At 67.2% G+C, this 15,487-nt stretch carries 17 protein-coding genes; 7 read left to right on the plus strand and 10 right to left on the minus strand.

What is annotated here, in order from left to right:
- Position 1: 1 nt before the first annotated feature.
- Both ACFVMC_RS06620 and ACFVMC_RS06625 read right to left on the minus strand, forming a co-directional pair.
- Positions 2-760, minus strand: a complete 759-nt coding sequence (locus ACFVMC_RS06620) for an SDR family NAD(P)-dependent oxidoreductase (protein ID WP_379207463.1) — start codon at positions 758-760, stop codon at positions 2-4.
- Positions 747-1,541, minus strand: coding sequence for a 2OG-Fe(II) oxygenase (locus tag ACFVMC_RS06625; RefSeq protein ID WP_379207465.1), 795 nt, complete (start codon positions 1,539-1,541; stop codon positions 747-749). Before ACFVMC_RS06625 ends, ACFVMC_RS06620 begins: the two co-directional genes overlap by 14 nt.
- A 286-nt stretch (positions 1,542-1,827) precedes the next feature.
- Here ACFVMC_RS06625 and ACFVMC_RS06630 point away from each other — a divergent pair, with 286 nt between their 5' ends.
- Positions 1,828-2,952, plus strand: coding sequence for a nitronate monooxygenase (locus ACFVMC_RS06630; RefSeq protein ID WP_379207467.1), 1,125 nt, complete (start codon positions 1,828-1,830; stop codon positions 2,950-2,952).
- A 46-nt stretch (positions 2,953-2,998) separates the two neighbouring features.
- On the opposite strand, the gene ACFVMC_RS06635 is transcribed toward ACFVMC_RS06630, so the two are convergent.
- Positions 2,999-3,772, minus strand: coding sequence for a FadR/GntR family transcriptional regulator (locus ACFVMC_RS06635; RefSeq protein ID WP_379207468.1), 774 nt, complete (start codon positions 3,770-3,772; stop codon positions 2,999-3,001).
- A 108-nt stretch (positions 3,773-3,880) separates the two neighbouring features.
- Between ACFVMC_RS06635 and ACFVMC_RS06640 the strand changes: the two genes are divergently transcribed.
- Positions 3,881-5,233 (plus strand): ABC1 kinase family protein, encoded by a 1,353-nt coding sequence (locus tag ACFVMC_RS06640; protein WP_379207469.1) that lies wholly within the window; start codon positions 3,881-3,883, stop codon positions 5,231-5,233.
- Positions 5,234-5,260: 27 nt separating this feature from the next.
- Here the strand turns inward: ACFVMC_RS06640 and ACFVMC_RS06645 are convergent, their stop codons facing one another.
- From ACFVMC_RS06645 to ACFVMC_RS06670, 6 genes are all read right to left on the minus strand, one after another.
- A complete protein-coding gene (locus tag ACFVMC_RS06645; protein ID WP_379207470.1) occupies positions 5,261-5,863 on the minus strand; it encodes a GDSL-type esterase/lipase family protein in 603 nt (200 codons plus the stop codon).
- 51 nt (positions 5,864-5,914) lie between these two features.
- A complete protein-coding gene (locus ACFVMC_RS06650; RefSeq protein WP_379207472.1) occupies positions 5,915-7,264 on the minus strand; it encodes a wax ester/triacylglycerol synthase family O-acyltransferase in 1,350 nt (449 codons plus the stop codon).
- Positions 7,265-7,402: 138 nt separating this feature from the next.
- On the minus strand, positions 7,403-8,032 hold the full coding sequence (locus ACFVMC_RS06655; RefSeq protein ID WP_379207474.1) for a class I SAM-dependent methyltransferase: 630 nt from the start codon (positions 8,030-8,032) through the stop codon (positions 7,403-7,405).
- Positions 8,029-8,931, minus strand: coding sequence for a DMT family transporter (locus ACFVMC_RS06660; RefSeq protein WP_379207476.1), 903 nt, complete (start codon positions 8,929-8,931; stop codon positions 8,029-8,031). Before ACFVMC_RS06660 ends, ACFVMC_RS06655 begins: the two co-directional genes overlap by 4 nt.
- Before the next feature lie 147 nt (positions 8,932-9,078).
- Positions 9,079-10,827, minus strand: a complete 1,749-nt coding sequence (locus ACFVMC_RS06665) for a cutinase family protein (protein ID WP_379207478.1) — start codon at positions 10,825-10,827, stop codon at positions 9,079-9,081.
- A 205-nt stretch (positions 10,828-11,032) separates the two neighbouring features.
- Positions 11,033-11,389 carry a winged helix-turn-helix transcriptional regulator gene (locus ACFVMC_RS06670; RefSeq protein WP_379207479.1) on the minus strand — a complete coding sequence of 119 codons (357 nt, stop codon included), beginning with the start codon at positions 11,387-11,389 and terminating at the stop codon, positions 11,033-11,035.
- A gap of 72 nt (positions 11,390-11,461) precedes the next feature.
- Here ACFVMC_RS06670 and ACFVMC_RS06675 point away from each other — a divergent pair, with 72 nt between their 5' ends.
- Positions 11,462-11,869: a Rid family hydrolase gene (locus tag ACFVMC_RS06675; protein WP_379207481.1), complete on the plus strand. Its 408-nt coding sequence runs from the start codon at positions 11,462-11,464 to the stop codon at positions 11,867-11,869.
- 94 nt (positions 11,870-11,963) lie between these two features.
- Positions 11,964-13,025, plus strand: coding sequence for a serine hydrolase domain-containing protein (locus ACFVMC_RS06680; RefSeq protein WP_379207483.1), 1,062 nt, complete (start codon positions 11,964-11,966; stop codon positions 13,023-13,025).
- 59 nt (positions 13,026-13,084) lie between these two features.
- Here the strand turns inward: ACFVMC_RS06680 and ACFVMC_RS06685 are convergent, their stop codons facing one another.
- Positions 13,085-13,657, minus strand: coding sequence for a TetR/AcrR family transcriptional regulator (locus ACFVMC_RS06685; RefSeq protein ID WP_379207485.1), 573 nt, complete (start codon positions 13,655-13,657; stop codon positions 13,085-13,087).
- Positions 13,658-13,727: 70 nt separating this feature from the next.
- Between ACFVMC_RS06685 and ACFVMC_RS06690 the strand changes: the two genes are divergently transcribed.
- The 3 genes from ACFVMC_RS06690 to ACFVMC_RS06700 all read left to right on the plus strand — a co-directional run bounded on the left by ACFVMC_RS06690 (position 13,728) and on the right by ACFVMC_RS06700 (position 15,473).
- Positions 13,728-14,621 carry an NADP-dependent oxidoreductase gene (locus ACFVMC_RS06690; protein WP_379207486.1) on the plus strand — a complete coding sequence of 298 codons (894 nt, stop codon included), beginning with the start codon at positions 13,728-13,730 and terminating at the stop codon, positions 14,619-14,621.
- Positions 14,622-14,805: 184 nt separating this feature from the next.
- Positions 14,806-15,210 carry a type II toxin-antitoxin system VapC family toxin gene (locus ACFVMC_RS06695; protein ID WP_379207488.1) on the plus strand — a complete coding sequence of 135 codons (405 nt, stop codon included), beginning with the start codon at positions 14,806-14,808 and terminating at the stop codon, positions 15,208-15,210.
- Positions 15,207-15,473, plus strand: a complete 267-nt coding sequence (locus ACFVMC_RS06700) for a LysR substrate-binding domain-containing protein (RefSeq protein ID WP_379207869.1) — start codon at positions 15,207-15,209, stop codon at positions 15,471-15,473. Before ACFVMC_RS06695 ends, ACFVMC_RS06700 begins: the two co-directional genes overlap by 4 nt.
- Positions 15,474-15,487 lie beyond the last annotated feature (14 nt).

Raw genomic sequence — 15,487 nt, forward strand, 5'->3', positions numbered from 1 at the left:
GTCAGGCGGACCCGGTGTCCGCCTGCGGTGCCGCGGCGGTGGCGTCGACGTCGAAGATCCCGCCCGTCATCGTGCCGCTGTCGAGCTGGTAGATGGCGTGCAGCACGTTCTCGACCGGAACCACCTCGGGAAAGTTGTAGGGCGCGAGGGCGTTCACGCGCACGCCGAACTCGGTGAATTCGGCGGCCATGTGCCGGGTCAGATGGTTCAGCGCCGCCTTGGACGCGGCGTAGAGCGCCTGCACGCCGGGATAGACCTTGGCGCCGGAGGCGCAGGAGATGTTGACGATATTGCGGTTGCGGGCCAGGTTCGCCGCCCGGTCGTGCAGCCAGCCACGCTGCGCCAACCGGGTCGACATCCGTAGCGGCACACCGACATTCATGCCGAACGTGGGTTCGAATCCGTCCAGGGCCGCGTCGCCGTCGATCAGTCCGTTGGGCCGGTGGTCGACATGCGCGGCATTGTTGACCAGCAGGTCGACCCGGCCGAAGCGGGCGAGTGCCAGGTCGACGACTCGTTCCACTTCGCCCGGCCGGCTCAGGTCGGCATTGATCAGGTGCACGCGCGAATCGTTGTCGGGCACGGCGGCGTCCGGCTGGAACGGGTCGACGAACCATTCGTGCTGCGAGGGCACCGACGGCACCCGGGTGCGATGCACCGCGACGATGTCGTACTCGGTGTGCAGGGCGCGGCAGAATCCGTCGCCGAGCACGCCGCCGGCACCCGTGAGCAGGCAGACGCGTCGTTCACCAGGTGACAATATGGTTCTCTCCCCAGCGCCGGACCGCCTCCGATCTCGGGCGGTGCAGCCACATGACCAGGCAGTTGCGGTCTGCGACATTGTGTCCCGCGAAGGTGTGCCAGGACCGGGGCGTGCACTCGAACATGACCATGGAGTTGTTCAGCGGTGGCACCAGCAGATCCGGTTCCGGGTCGTGCCGCCCGTTCACGTGCGCGAACAGCGCGGTCTCGCCGCCGTCGCCGGCGGCCCAGGCCGGATCGTTGGCCAGATAGAACATGATCGCGACCCCGCGCACCAGTTCGCGGGCCGCGACGCCGGATTCGCGCTCGCCGGTCTGGATGTCGACCTCGCCGTCGGGCAGCCGGGTTTCGCCCGCGACGGGCGGGTCACCCGCGAACCAGGCGGGGGCGAGATCGCTGTGCGGCCAGCCGCGCGGGCTGTCCGGCGGGTGATGGTGCACGGCGCCTTCGATATCGCCGGTGCCCGCCACGCCCATGACGCCGGCGATCAGGTCGTGCCACTCCCGCGAACCGAACAGCGCCAGCGGCCCGTTGCGCAGTTTCGTCAGCGAGATCGCGTCGGCGCTGTAGAGCTCGTTGACCACGTGGAATTCGTCGCCGCGATCGCGGCGCACGCGCTGGTATTCGGCGGACAGCCGCTGATAGAACTCTTCGACGAAGACATCGCGGACGTACACGTGCGGAAACGGTGTCGCGCGCCGAACCCAGCGCCGGTGCGCGAACAGTTCCGTGAACCACTCGGGTAGCGCGGGCGCCGGGGTTTCCATTACGCCGGTCAAGGTTCCTCCCTCCCAAACGAACATCGCGATCCTATGGGGTGTGGGCCGGATTCGGCGGCCCGGTTAGGGAGAAATTGAGGCTGTACCCGGAAAACTAGAACATGTTACTGTCGGATTATGGTGCATCCGCCAGTCGATGCTGCCGCTGCCGCGCCATGGCGATATTCGCGGTAGCGGCAGTCTCGAGGCCGACGGGCGGGCACCTGAACTGAAACCCGTTCTAGGGCGGTGTGTACCCGCCCCGCCGACCTCGTCGGCTGCCATCCCCGAGGGAGATCAGCACGCCATGCGCACCGAAATCTGCGACCGGCTGGGGATCGAATTCCCCATCTTCGCCTTCACCCATTGCCGCGACGTAGCCGCCGCGGTCAGCAATGCCGGAGGCATCGGCGTGCTCGGCGCGGTCGGTTTCACCGCCGAACAGCTCGAGGTCGAACTCGCCTGGCTGGACGAGCACGTCACCGGAGTCTACGGCGTGGACCTGGTGATCCCGTCCAAGTACGAAGGCAAAGGCGTCGAGGGCCTGAGCCCGGAGGAACTGGAAGCCAAACTGGCACAGATGGTTCCGCAGGGCCACCGCGATTTCGCGGAGCAACTGCTCAACGACCACGGCGTGCCGCACCTGCCCGACGAGGAACAGGTCAACCAGCTGCTCGGCTGGACCGCGACCACCGTCGCACCGCAGATCGAGGTCATCCTGCGCCACCCCAAGGCCAAACTGGTCGCCAACGCGCTCGGCACCCCGCCCGACGACGTGATCAAGCAGATCCAGGACTCCGGCCGGCTGATCGGCGCGCTCTGCGGCTCGGTCAAGCACGCGCTCAAGCACAAGGAAGCCGGACTGGACTTCGTCGTCTGCCAGGGCACCGAGGGCGGCGGCCACTGCGGCGAGGTCTCCTCGATGGTGTTGTGGCCGCAGGTGATCGACGCCATCGGCGATCTGCCGCTGCTGGCCGCGGGCGGTATCGGCAACGGCCGTCAGGTCGCCGCCGCCATGGCGATGGGTGCGGCGGGCGCGTGGACCGGTTCGATCTGGCTCACGGTCGAAGAGGCGAATGTGCCGCCTGCTCAGATGCAGAGCTACCTCGACGCCTCCAGCAGCGACACCGTGCGTTCGCGGGCCTGGACCGGCAAGCCGGCCCGCATGCTCCGCAACGACTGGACCGAGGCGTGGGAGCAGCCGGAGAACCCGAAGCCGCTGCCCATGCCGCTACAGATGATGGTCGCCATCGACGGCGTCAAGCGCGGCCACCGCTACCCCGAGCAGGCCAAGGACGTGAACTTCAACCCGGTCGGCCAGATCGTCGGGATGATGAACAAGGTCGAGCGCTCCGCCGATGTGGTCGCCCGCCTGATCCAGGAGTACGTCGACGCCTGCGAGCGTTTGAACAAACTCAACGACGCGCTGTAATCGACGCCGGCTGCGGCCCGGACGAGAAAGCCCGGGCCGCAGCGGGTTACGCGGTGGCCGCGTGCACCGACTCCACGTCGGGCTCGGCGAGGACGCCGACGAGTTCGGTGAACCGGGCGGTCACCTTCTCGTGGTACATCCCGAACAGGTCCTCGAACAGCGCCAGCTGCGCGTCCGACGGGCCGGATCCGGACTCCCACACCGCGATCAGCGCACGCCAGACCAGGACGTGCAGGTCGGCGGCGCCCGCGAAATAGGCCTCGATCGCCTCCGGAACCTCGAGCACCATATCGCCGATGGAGTTCAGGACCGCGCGCTGCATGGTCGACCCGATGCTGGTGAGCAATCCGCGTACCAGGGTGAGTTCGATCTCGAGAATCCGGTGGAAATCCGGAACCTCCAGGCGCGCCAGCGCTTCCATCTCATCGACGGCGGATTTCAATTCCGCCGGGTCGATTTCCTGCGCGCTACCGGTATAGGCGAGCAGCGCCTCCATCACAATGCCGCGTTCGGCTTCCACGATGTCGCCGAACATATCGATCGCGACCTCGGGACTGGAAAAACGAAACAAATGCCGGTACACATCGATGCCGCCCGCCTCCCGGACGTCTCGAATGGTGAACCCCTTGCCCCGGCGTGCTTCGACGAAACCGTAGGACTCCAGCCGGCCGAGAGTCAGCTGGGCTGTCGCGCGGTTCATTCGGAATTCCTCGGCGACCTGGCGGACCGAGGGCATCAAATCCCCTGGCTGATATTCCCCTGCGGCAACCCGGCGCGCCAATTCGTCGGCAACGTCGGCGACTACCGTTTGGGATCCCATCGATGCCACCTTTCTAGTCCGTGTCGATTACGTCCCAGACAGTCTAGGCCCTCTTGTGTCGCACCGCACCTGCGGTAACACTGGTCAGCGCAGACTGTGAGGTGATTCATGACGAGGCTGGGTTCCGGAAACACGCCGCCGGTACGGAGTTCGGTACGCAGCGCCAAACTGGCGGCGCTGCCGGTGGCCTACGCGGGGCGCCAGGCGGCGGGTGTCGGCAAGCGCCTGCTTGGCCGTTCGCCGCAGGAGATCGATCGCGATATCCAATTGCGCACGGCACAGCATATTTTCGAGGTGCTGGGCGAGCTGAAGGGCTGCGTGGCCAAACTCGGCCAGCTGCTGGCGATCTACGGCCTGGCCTTGCCGCGTGATGTCGCCGAGCCCTACACCGCCGCATTGAGCCAGCTCCAGGATTCGGCGCCGGCCATGCTGCCCTCGATGGTGCACGCGGTCATGGCCGAACAGCTCGGCGCCGATTGGCGTTCGCGGTTCCGGGAATTCGATGCCCGCCGCGCCGCCGCGGCCTCGATCGGCCAGGTGCACCGGGCGGTCTGGCACGACGGACGTCAGGTCGCGGTCAAGCTCATGTATCCGGGCGCACGCGCGTCGATCGAGAGCGATCTGGTACAGCTGCGTCGAATCTCCCTGCTGGCCACAGTGTTTCTGTCCGGTGCCGATGTCAAGGGGGTGACCGAGGCGATCTGCGACGGGCTGCTCGCGGAACTCGATTACGCCGCCGAGGCGCGGCATCAGCGCGCGTTCGCCGCCGCCTACGCGGACGATCCCGAATTCTGTGTCCCGAATGTGGTGGCGCAGCACGGTGATGTGCTGATCACCGAATGGCTGGATGGCACGCCGCTGACCCGGATCCGCGCCAGCGGCAGTCAGGCCGAGCGGAATCGGGTGGGCATGCTGACGCTGCGTTTCGTGCTCTCCGGCTGGGCCCGCAATGGATTGCTGTATGCCGATCCGCATCCCGGGAACTTTCGGGTGCTACCCGACGGGCGGCTCGGCATCGTCGATTTCGGGGCCTGCTGCCCGTGGCCGCCGGCCGAATTCGATGAATTCGCGGTGGATTACTGCACCGCTATCGCCCACGGCGGTCCGCGCGATCTGGAATTGGTCGCGCGGCGGCACGGATTCGTGGATTCGAGCCGGGTTTTCGATATCGACGCACTGTTCACCTCGGTGCTGGCCGCCAGTGAACCGTTCCGCCGGTCCAGTTATCGGATCACCACGCCCTGGCTGCGGACCCAGGTATTGCGCACGACGAAACTCGAATTGTCCAATGTGGCGCGGCAATTGACCATGCCCGCGGAATTCACCCCGTTCGCCCGCTCGACTCTGACCCTGATCGGAACGCTGTCACAGCTCGAGACCGAGGGCCCGTATCGGGACGAGTTGGTGCGCTGGCTCCCGCGCCTGGAGGAAGCGATCGAAGCGCCCCGCCGGATCAGTTAGTTCCATTCTGTCCCAGACAATTCTGGCTCATCGGCGCGCCAACCAGTCCTGCCAGTGGGGAAGTACCAGTTCGGCCAGGACGTCGTAGCCCGGTGCACCGGGGTGCGCTCCGTCGCCGGCCCGCACCTCGCGCATCCACACCGCGCTGCCGAGCAGGACCTCGTGCACGCTGACATAGGAGATCTCCGCGGCCGCGCAGATCTCGGCGAATCGCGCGTCGAGGGCGGCGGTGCGCGCATTGTGGGCGGCATCGTCGACCGGGACCGGCCCGACCATCAGCACCCGCCAGCCCTGCTCCGCGGACCGCTCCAGCAGGGCCGCCAGATTCGCGGCCGAGGTCTCGGGATCCACCCGCGGACCGCCGTTCTCGTGCATGGTGTCGTTCACCCCGAACGACAGCACCACGCGCCGATCGGTTCCGGCGGGCAGCCGCTGCGCGCATTCGGCGGTGAAACGGGCCAGTACGTCCGCCGAGGTCTGGCGGCGCACACCGAGGTTGTAGGCGGTCAGCGCGACACCGTCGGCCAGCGCTCGCCCGCCGAGCCGGCCCGCCCAGCCGAGCAGCAGCGGATCTCCGACCCCCGCCACGAACGAATCACCGACGAAACACACCCGGACATCTGCACCCACCCGGTCATCCTGGCAGGCGCGCGGATTCGCTGCCAGCCGATATCGGGCGGACTAGATGGCGTCCTCCATTTCGGCCAGCGAGCTTTCCAGGTGATCGAGGATCCGGTGCATATCCGGCACACTGCGCCGGCAGCCGACCAGGCCGAAGTCCAGATTGGCCGCGGTGGTCGTCAATGTGATGTTCATGGCCTGCCCGTCCAGCGGAATCGACATGGGATAGCTGGCATCGAGCCGGGCGCCGTTGAAGTACATGGGTTCCCGCGCGCCGGGCACATTCGAGATGACGATATTGAACGGCGGCGCCGCCCGCTGCACCAGCGCCGGCAGCAAGGTCATCGCCATCGGGCTGAGCGTCACCGCCGACAGCGCCATCGCCTGGGTGCTGGACAGCTGCTTGTACACGGTCTTGGCGTCGTGCATGGATTCGCTGATCACCGTCAGCCGGGCCAGCGGGTCGGTGACATCGGTGCCCAGATTGCACAGGGCCGCACACACCTTGTTGCCGCTGGTCTCGGTGTCGTCCTCGCCGCGCAAATTCATCGGCACCATGGCGATCAGCGATTTGTCCGGCAGCGCGGCACGTTCGGCCAGATAGCGGCGCAGCGCACCGGAGGACATGGCCAGCACCACATCGTTGATGGTCTTGCCGGTGGCCTTCTTCACCTGCTTGATCCGCTCCAGCGGCCAGGACCGCACCGCGACCGTGCGGGCGCCGCCGATCGGAACATTGAGCATGGTGCGCGGCGCCTCGAACGGCAGGGTGAGCTGCTGTTCCAGCAGCGCCGAGCGGGCGGCGCGGGCCAGCTTCGGCCCGAACGCACCGGCCGAGAGCAGGTTTCGCGCCGCGCCGCCGAGCCCTGAGCTCTCGGGTTTCGGGGTGCGCGGCCGCCGGGGCAGATTCCAGGGCACGCGGACCTCGCGTTCGGCCGGGTCGCTGGTGAGCGTGCGCTGCATCAGCCGCTGCGCGGCCACGCCGTCGATGAGCGCGTGATGCATCTTCGTGTACAGCGCGAACCGGCCGTCGGCGAGCCCTTCCACCACGCGGATCTCCCAGAGCGGCCGATGCCGGTCGAGCAGCTGGCCGTGTAGTCGCGAGGCCAGATCCAGCAGCTGTTCGACGCCGCCGGGACTGGGTAGCGCGGAACGTCGCACGTGATAGGCGAGATCGACATCCGGATCCTGCGACCAGCCGAGCTGGGGTGCGCCCAGCCAGGTCGCGGGCCGCTTACGGAAGGTGGCGCTGACGGTGTGATCCGCCAGCACCCGCGAGTGGATGGTGCGCGCGAATTCGGGTCCCGCGTCCTCGGGCGCCTCGAACAGTTGCAGGCCGCCCACATGCATCGGGTGTTCCCGGGATTCGGCGATCAGGAAGATGGCATCGATCGGTGAGAGTAACTCCATGGCGCGTCGCCCCCTGACGACAGTGGTGAAGTCTTGTAACGGAATCGACCACGTTGTCGGACGGGCCCGCGCAACCCGGTGCACGGCGTCGCGCGATAGTCCAAAGTTACCCGGCGGATCGCGGATGTGTCCGGCGAATCACCGTGGCTTGCGGCACAGCAGGTAGCCCTGTTCGAACCGCTCGCCGCTGCCGGGTTCCCGGATCAGCCTGGCCAGCACCTCCAGACCACCGGCCCGCGACAGCTCGGCAAGCCGCCGCAGGGGCCACCGGTACGCGCGAATCACCTTGTGATCGAACGGTTCCACCACTTCCGAACCGTCGATCGCGAAGGTGGCCAGTAATGCGTGGCCGCCTGGACGGAGTACCCGGGTGAATTCGGCCAACACCCCGGGAATCCGATCCGGCGGCAGATGGATCATCGAATACCAGGCCACGACGCCATCGAGCGTGTCGTCGTCGAAGGGAAGCGACTCCATCGTCCCCTGATCGAAACGCAGGTGCGGAAACTCGGCGCGGGCCAGGGCGATCATGCGGTCGGACAGATCGATTCCGCGCACGTCGAGCCCGAGCCCGGCCAGCTCGGCGGTGATCCAGCCCGGGCCGCATCCGATATCGGCGACCTCCCCGCCGCCGCCGACCGATTCGGCGAACGCGGTCAGCATGCGGCGCGGCAGCGGATTCCAGTCGAGTTGATCGCGCGCGAAATCCGAATAGACCTCGGCTATTCCGTCGTAGGCGCTGCGAGTCGCCGCGATATCGGATGTCATCCGCGGTCACCGCTCGCGGTCGCGACCGCCGGTTCGCCGGTGGATTCGGTGCGGCGGGCGCGAGCGGTGCCGATCACCGACCCGAGAATGACCAGCGGGAAGCCGATCGCCATGCCCGCAGTCAGAGGTTCGTTCAGAACAGCCACCCCGACCAGGATAGCCACGGCCGGATTGATGTAGGTGATCACCGTGGCCCGCGCCGGACCGACCTCGCCGATCAGTGCGAAGAACACGAGAAAGGCCAGCACCGTGCAGATCACGGCGAGGCCGAGCACCGACCAGGTGGCGTCGGCGGGGTAGTGCGACGGCCGCCGCGTGAGGGCGATCGGCGCGTAGAGGACCGCGGCCAGGATCAGTGACGCGGTCACCACGCCCAGCGGTGGCAGGTCGGCCAGCGAGCGGTTGATGATGATCGGCCCGATCGCGTAGCCGACGGCGGTGAGCCCGATCGCGCCGATCGCCGCCGGATTCGACAGATCGACATCGAGGCCGACCAGGGCGGCGACGCCGGCGAATCCGACGATCAGCCCGAGGGTCCGGCGGCCGTCGAAACGTTCGTGCCCGAGCAAGGTCACCAGCACCACGGCGATCAGCGGCACCGCGGCGAGCAGCAGTCCGACGGTGGAACTGTTCAGGGTGGTTTCCGCGTGCCCGATCAGGAACCAGGGCCCGCTGATCTCCACCAGGGTATAGGCCAGCAGCGGTTTCCAACGACGGAACGCGGGCAGCAGCTCCTTGGTGTACAGCGCGATCGGCAGCAGGATCAGGCCGCCGAGCAAGGTGCGGCCGAAGGCCACGGCGAACGGGTCGAAGTCCTCGACCGCAATTCGGATCATCGCGTAGGGCACGCCCCAGATGACGCCCAACGCGAGAAAAAGCACCCAGCCACGCCTGGTCATCGGCCTGCTCCGCTCTGTTTCTCCGCAGAATATCCAGAGATCCGATGATCCGACAATATGGAATTCCGGGGTGGCCGGGCGGGTTTCGCGCCGGACGCGAACGAACCGGCCGGATCGGGATCCGGCCGGTTCGTGGCGTGCTGGTCGCTACCGCGACTCGGTGGTGGTCGGCGCGGCCGATTCCGTGGTCGTGGTGGGTGCGACGGTCGTGGTGGGTGCGATCGTCGTGGTGGGTGCGATCGTTGTGGTCGGCGCGACGGCGGTGGTCTGTGCCGTGGTGGTCGGTGCCGCGGTCGTGGTCGGCGCCACGGTGCTGCTCGGTGCCGTGCTGCTCGGTGCCGTCGTGCTCGGCGGCGCGGTGGTGGAACTCGTGCTCCCCGATGACGTGCTGGTCGGCGCCTGACTCGTCGAGCTCACGGCCGCATCGGATTTCGTGGTGGTGCTGGTCGGGGCCGGGGTGCTGGTCGGCGACTTGCTGGTCGAGGTGGCCGTCGCGGTCCGGGGCGCCTGCGCCTCGTCCACCACCTGGTACATCGCCTGCACGTCCTCGGTCTTCGGCTTGACGGTCTTGTCCACCGGCTCACCGGCCTGCGCCTGCTTGGCCAGCTGGGTCAACCACGCGGCCGCGTACTCGGCGGAGGTCAGCGGCTGCCCGTTCTCCGGATCGGCATTGCGCCAGTAGTCGAAGTGGTGACCGGTGTGGTTCGGGCCCAGCGTCAGCTGGTACGGATCGCTCAGCACCACCGGAATGGTGTTCTGGTTGGTCACGATCAGCCCGATGATCTCGTTGAACACCTTCTGCGGCAGGTAGGCCAGCGGTGACATCCCGTCGGTCGAGATCTGCGAATTCACCGGGACCGGGGTGTGCTGGCCCGGCTTGTAGTTCGGGTCGGAGACCCGAAGCAGCACGGTCAGGAAGGTCTCGTCGCTGGCCATCCAGTTCGGCTGCGCCGCGATATCGGCGAACGCCGTCATCGCGATCCGGCCCAGCACCTCGGCGACATTCTGCCCCGTCGCCGGGGTGAGCCCCTCGCGCTCCAGATTGTCGACATTGATCTGACGGCCCACGTTCACCGCCAGCTGCAGCAGCGAAATGTTCTGCGGCGCGGCGCAAGTCAGGTCACCCTCGGAGCAGAACGAGGCGACCTTGCCGTTCAGTTTGCCGAAACCGCCGCCGGTGCCGGCCATGACGCCCTCGCCGGAGATCGGCTTGCCGCCGTACACCTGATCGAAGTTGTCGGGGTTGTTCGGGTTCTGCGCACCGGGGAATGTGCCGTCACCGGCCGCGCGGCCCGGGTCGGCCAGGATGACCACGCCGACCACCGAGTCCGGGTTCACGATGCCGTAGTTGCCCTCGGGCCCGGCATCCTGATTGCCGACCTCCATCGCGACCCGGCGCACCACGTCCGCGCCCTCGCTGTAGCCGACGATCGAGAAGCGGGTGTCCGGGCACGCCTGGGCGATCTCGCGCATGACTTGCTTGGTGTTCGCTACACCCGCGTTGACCGAGTCCTCGTAGCTGGACATGTTCGCCGGGTAGGCGACGTACACCGCGCGGTAGGAGCCCGGATCGACGTCGTCGGCGGGCGCGTTGACCACCGGATCCACCCATTCGCTGCGGTGGTCGCCGGACAGTGCGGCGGGCAGCGGGTTGCCGTTGGCGTCGACCAGCATGGCGGTGGTCTCCGGGTTCGGCGTGTCGTTGCGTCCGGCCACCGAGATGGTCACCATGTCGTGGCATTCGGTAACCGAGCTGGTCAACCGGGTGTCTCGGGTCTCGGGCGACTGCGCGGTCAGCGCGAACGAAGCGGCGACGATCGCCGACAAACCCAGCACCGCCGGGGCGGCGACGCCGACCCCGATTCGATGACGCGTCAAGAACTCACGAAGAGCCATGTCCTGATCCCCAATTTCACGAAACGACAAACGGAAATGGACAGGCCCCCCGACGGGCCGTTGTCATCGAAGCTGTCGTCGCGTGGAGCGGGAATGTTACGGATCGTGTGCTACACGGTGTGCGGATGCGTGTGGATAGGCGAATTCGACCGCGCCCGGAACCTGGGCCTCGGCACGGCGGCTGCCCGCAGTGCTCTGGCGCTGCTCACTCGAACTGCTCGTCGAATCGGATTCGCGCTAGTTCCACCTCGGGCAAGGTCACGGTCGACCAGTGCAGGAGGGCATCGATGAGCTCCTGCAAAGTCTTGCCCAGCGGCGCGACGCGATATTCGACGGCGATCGGGCGGGTGCCGATCACGACCCGCTCCACCATGCCATTGCGTTCCAGCCGGCGCAGCGCGGTGGTCAGCGACTTCTGGGTGACGGTGGGAATCGACCGGCGCAGCTCGTTGAACCGCTGCGGATTTCCACACAGCGCGTCCAGGATCTGGAGCGACCACTTGTCGAGCACCTGGTCGAGCAATTCCCGGTGGTGCATTGTGAGCTGGGTGGTATCGGTCATGACACCTAGTCTCGTTGAAGTTCCTTTCGAGTACCAAGTATTAATCGGATACCTACTCGGAAAGGTGAACGCATGACAGTGCGGTTGATGACTCCGGACGGCATGTTCGGTCCGGTCCCCTACCACCATGTCTCGATCAGCTCGGGCACCCGGCAGGTGCACGTGGCCGGTCAGATCGCGCGCGACGCCGAGGGCAACGCGATCGCGCCCGGCGACCTGGCCGGGCAGCTCGCGCAGGCGCTGCGCAATACGGCGCGTGGATTGGCCGGTGCCGGAGCCAGTTTCGCCGATGTGGTGCGGCTGCGGTTCTACGTCACCGGTTGGACGCCGGATCGCTACGCCGACTTCATTGCCGGAATCGACAGTGTCGCGGCCGAACTCGGCTTGCCCGATCCGCTGCCGCCGCTGTCGGCGATCGGCGTCGACTATCTCTTCGAGCCGGACGTACTCGTCGAGGTGGAGGCCGAGGCTGTGATGTAGGTCACTGTTGAGGTTGCCCCTGGGGCAAGGTGGACGCTTCTTCGCAACGGCGGAAAGAGCCGGACGGACAGCGAGATCCACGGGAGTGACCATCATGAACGACAACCAGTTGCAGCAGACCATCGACGAGGTCGTCGCCACCGGATTCACCGGAATGGCGATGCGGGTCAACGACGAACACGGCGAATGGGCGGGCAGCGCCGGTGTCGGTGAACTCAGCGCCGACACCGCGCCGCCGGTCGACGGCCACATCCGAATCGGCAGCAATACCAAGACCTTCATCGCGGTGGTGGTGCTGGCGCTGGTCGGCGAGGGCAAGATCGAACTCGACACCGCCGCCGTCGACTACCTGCCGGAATTCGACCTCGACCCGCGGATCACCGTGCGAATGCTGTTGCAGCACACCAGCGGCGTGTTCAACCACACCGGCGAACAGCTCGAAGACGGCAGCTTCGAACCGGGCATCGCCTGGCAGGGACAGGAATGGGTGGAAGGCCGGTTCAAGACCTACCGGCCCGAGGAATTGGTCCGGTTCGCGTTGTCCAAGCCCGCGCGGTTCGAGCCCGGCACCGCCTGGAGCTACGCCAACACCAACTACGTGCTGGCCCGGCTGCTGGTCGAGCGGGTGACCGGCGCCTCGCTGGCGCAGGAGATGCGCCGCCTGATCCTGGAACCGCTCGGGCTTACCGGCACCATCGTGCCGGACACCTCGACCGAGATCCCGGCTCCGCACGCACACGCCTACTACCGGTACGAGGTCGACGGCATCGAGCAGATCACCGATGTCACCGAGCAGAATCCGTCCTGGATCTCCGGCGGCGGCGACATGATCTCCACGACCCGCGACCTGCACCTGTTCATCTCCGGGCTGCTCGGCGGCACGTTGCTCCCCGCCCCGCTGCTGACCGAGATGCTCACCCCGCACGCCGAAATTCCCTATGGCCTGGGCGTTTTCGTGCACGACCTGGACGGCGTCACCGTCATCACGCACAACGGCGGCCACGGCGGCCACGGCGCCCTGATGTACAGCACCGTCGACGGCTCGAAGACCATGACCGCCGCCCTGAACTACATCGACGACGCCGACCTCTCCCTCGCCGGTGTCTTCCAGGCCGCCACCACGCGGCTGATGACCGAGATCTTCGGCAAGAACTGAAGCCGCACGACGAACCGGGCCACGCCGAATCGGCATGGCCCGCTTCGTCGTTCGCGTGCTCAGGCCGCCGCCCAGGCCGCCTCGATCATCCGGAAGATCTCCGCCACCGCGGCCTCGGGATCGGCCGACCCGCGCGCCAGCGAATGGGCGTCGACCACGAACCGCGCGATAGTCCGGCAGGCCGTGTTCGGCTCGGCCAGTTCGAGATCGGCCGCGATGGCGGCCGCCAGTGATTCGGTGTGGCGCACCCGCATCGTTTCCTCGTATCGGCGCAGGCTCGGCGTCTCGTCGATCAGGTTCCAGATGATCGCGCCGCCCTCCGTCGCGCCGCAGTAGCGCACCTGGGCCTCGATCGCGTCGCGGAGCGCGGGAATGAGCGGTTGGGTCGGCGGCCGGTCGGTGACCGCTCGGGTCAGGCGTTGCTCGAAGGTCTCGTCCTGTTCGAACACCAGTGCCTCCTTCGAGGCGAAATGCGCGAACAGCGTGGTGACGGCGACGTCGGCCGCGGTGGCCACATCGCGAATGCCGACCTCGTCGTACCCGCGTTCCAGGAACAGTCGCAGCGCGGTGTCGGCGATCTTCTGGCGGGTCGCGGCCTTCTTCCGTGCGCGGCGCCCGGGCGGCTCGGTCATGTGCGGATACTATCAGCTACAAAAATGCAACCGTTACAAAATACTAACGGTTAGTGTTATCTTCGATCGCATGAAGCAGGTGATCTTCGCCGAATTCGGCGGTCCGGAAGTACTGGAACTCGTCGCTGCCGAGGAACCGCACGCGGGCCCCGGCCAGGTGCGCATCGCGGTGCGAGCGGCCGGCGTGAACGCCGTCGACTGGCGGATTCGCGAAGGCCAGATCCTCGGCGGCCATGCGATCGCACTGCCCTCCGGTGTCGGTCTGGACGCAGCCGGGGTGGTGGACGAAATCGGCGCGGGTGTCGACGGTATCGCGCTCGGCGACCACGTCTTCGGCGTGGGCTCGGGCACCTACGCCGAATTCGCCGTGCTGTCGGCCTGGGCGCGGATGCCCGAGGGATTGGCCTTCGAGGAAGCGGCCGGATATCCCTCGGTCGTGGAGACAGCGCTGCGCGTACTCGACGAAGTCGGGGTGCGGCCCGGGCAGACGCTGCTGGTCAGCGGTGCCTCCGGCGGGGTCGGATCCGCGGTGCTACAGATCGCCCGGGATCGCGGGATCGCGGTGATCGCTGTCGGCGGGGCCGCCAATCAGGACTATCTGCGCGGCCTCGGCGCCGCCGCCACGACCTACGGCGACGGCTGGGTCGAGCGCGTGCGCGAGTTCGGCCGGGTCGACGCGGCGCTCGACCTGGCCGGGTCCGGTGTGCTCCGCGAACTGGCCGATCTCGTCGGGGACCGGCGACGGGTACTGACCATCGCCGATCCGAACGCAGCCGAATTCGGTGTCCGGTTCTCCGGTGTGGCCGGAAGTGTCCCCGACGCGCTCGCCGCGGCGGTCGACCTCATCAGGCGCGGAAAACTCCACATCCCGGTCGAACGGACCTACACCCTCGCCGAAGCCGCGAATGCTCACATCGACAGCCGCGCCGGTCATACCCGCGGCCGCCGCGTGATCGTGACCTGAGCACGTCACCACCAGACCGTCGACAGCCACCCGGTCGCGGCGGCGGTGAGCCGTCGCGCCATCCAGCCGCCATCAATCACCGGATATTGTCTGACAAAAGCAATACATTTCCTGGTATGCGGACCATCAGCAAGCGGCCGAAGTTGACGCCTTGCTGGATGAGATGCGCGCGGATCACTGAGCCGTGGCACCGAACCTCATCTATCTGGACACCTCGGTCACACTGCGCACCATTCTCGACGTTCCCCAACGCGAGCGCCTCCAATCCTGGATGCAGACTCCGGGCGAGATCTTCCTGTCCTCCCGCTTGCTGCGCACCGAGGTGACTCGCGTCCTCCGACGCGATGATCGCCCGCTGTCCGACGGTGCGCCACTGTTGGACCGGGTCGGTCTCCTCGACATCACCCGGGAGACGCACACGGTGGCCGAGTCCATCGAACGACATATCAAGACCCTCGATGCCCTGCACCTGGCGACAGCGTTGCTGATCGGCGAGACCGTGACCGTCGCGACGCACGGCAACACGATGAAGACCGCCGCCGCACACCTAGGACTCCGTGTGACCGACCCCGTATCACCCGTGCACTGACGTCCGACGGCACCGCACAGCTCACCGTCGGCATCCTGAGTGACAGCACCGACCCCGGCGTCACCAGGCTGGCCGCCGAATACCGGCGCAGGCACCCCGAGATCGAAATCCGCGTCCGCGCCACCGATCTCACCGATCCCACCTGCGGACTGCGGGCCGGACTGGTCGATGTCGCCGTGACCCGCGAGCTCCCCAACCTCTTGATCCGCTCATTCGTCCGAACCGCCGTGGCCGCCTACCGCAATCCGCCGCCACGCCCATGAACGATCCTGAACCG

This window comes from Nocardia sp. NPDC127579 (genome assembly GCF_042672005.1).
Classification (GTDB): Bacteria; Actinomycetota; Actinomycetes; order Mycobacteriales; family Mycobacteriaceae; genus Nocardia.

Coding starts and splice junctions, on each gene's coding strand:
- ACFVMC_RS06655 (WP_379207474.1), bottom strand. CDS start 8,032: ATGACATCCGATATCGCGGCGACTCGCAGCGCCTACGACGGAATAGCC.
- ACFVMC_RS06685 (WP_379207485.1), bottom strand. CDS start 13,657: ATGACCGAGCCGCCCGGGCGCCGCGCACGGAAGAAGGCCGCGACCCGC.
- ACFVMC_RS06650 (WP_379207472.1), bottom strand. CDS start 7,264: ATGGAGTTACTCTCACCGATCGATGCCATCTTCCTGATCGCCGAATCC.
- ACFVMC_RS06630 (WP_379207467.1), top strand. CDS start 1,828: ATGCGCACCGAAATCTGCGACCGGCTGGGGATCGAATTCCCCATCTTC.
- ACFVMC_RS06680 (WP_379207483.1), top strand. CDS start 11,964: ATGAACGACAACCAGTTGCAGCAGACCATCGACGAGGTCGTCGCCACC.
- ACFVMC_RS06690 (WP_379207486.1), top strand. CDS start 13,728: ATGAAGCAGGTGATCTTCGCCGAATTCGGCGGTCCGGAAGTACTGGAA.
- ACFVMC_RS06675 (WP_379207481.1), top strand. CDS start 11,462: ATGACAGTGCGGTTGATGACTCCGGACGGCATGTTCGGTCCGGTCCCC.
- ACFVMC_RS06670 (WP_379207479.1), bottom strand. CDS start 11,389: ATGACCGATACCACCCAGCTCACAATGCACCACCGGGAATTGCTCGAC.
- ACFVMC_RS06640 (WP_379207469.1), top strand. CDS start 3,881: ATGACGAGGCTGGGTTCCGGAAACACGCCGCCGGTACGGAGTTCGGTA.
- ACFVMC_RS06665 (WP_379207478.1), bottom strand. CDS start 10,827: ATGGCTCTTCGTGAGTTCTTGACGCGTCATCGAATCGGGGTCGGCGTC.
- ACFVMC_RS06635 (WP_379207468.1), bottom strand. CDS start 3,772: ATGGGATCCCAAACGGTAGTCGCCGACGTTGCCGACGAATTGGCGCGC.
- ACFVMC_RS06660 (WP_379207476.1), bottom strand. CDS start 8,931: ATGACCAGGCGTGGCTGGGTGCTTTTTCTCGCGTTGGGCGTCATCTGG.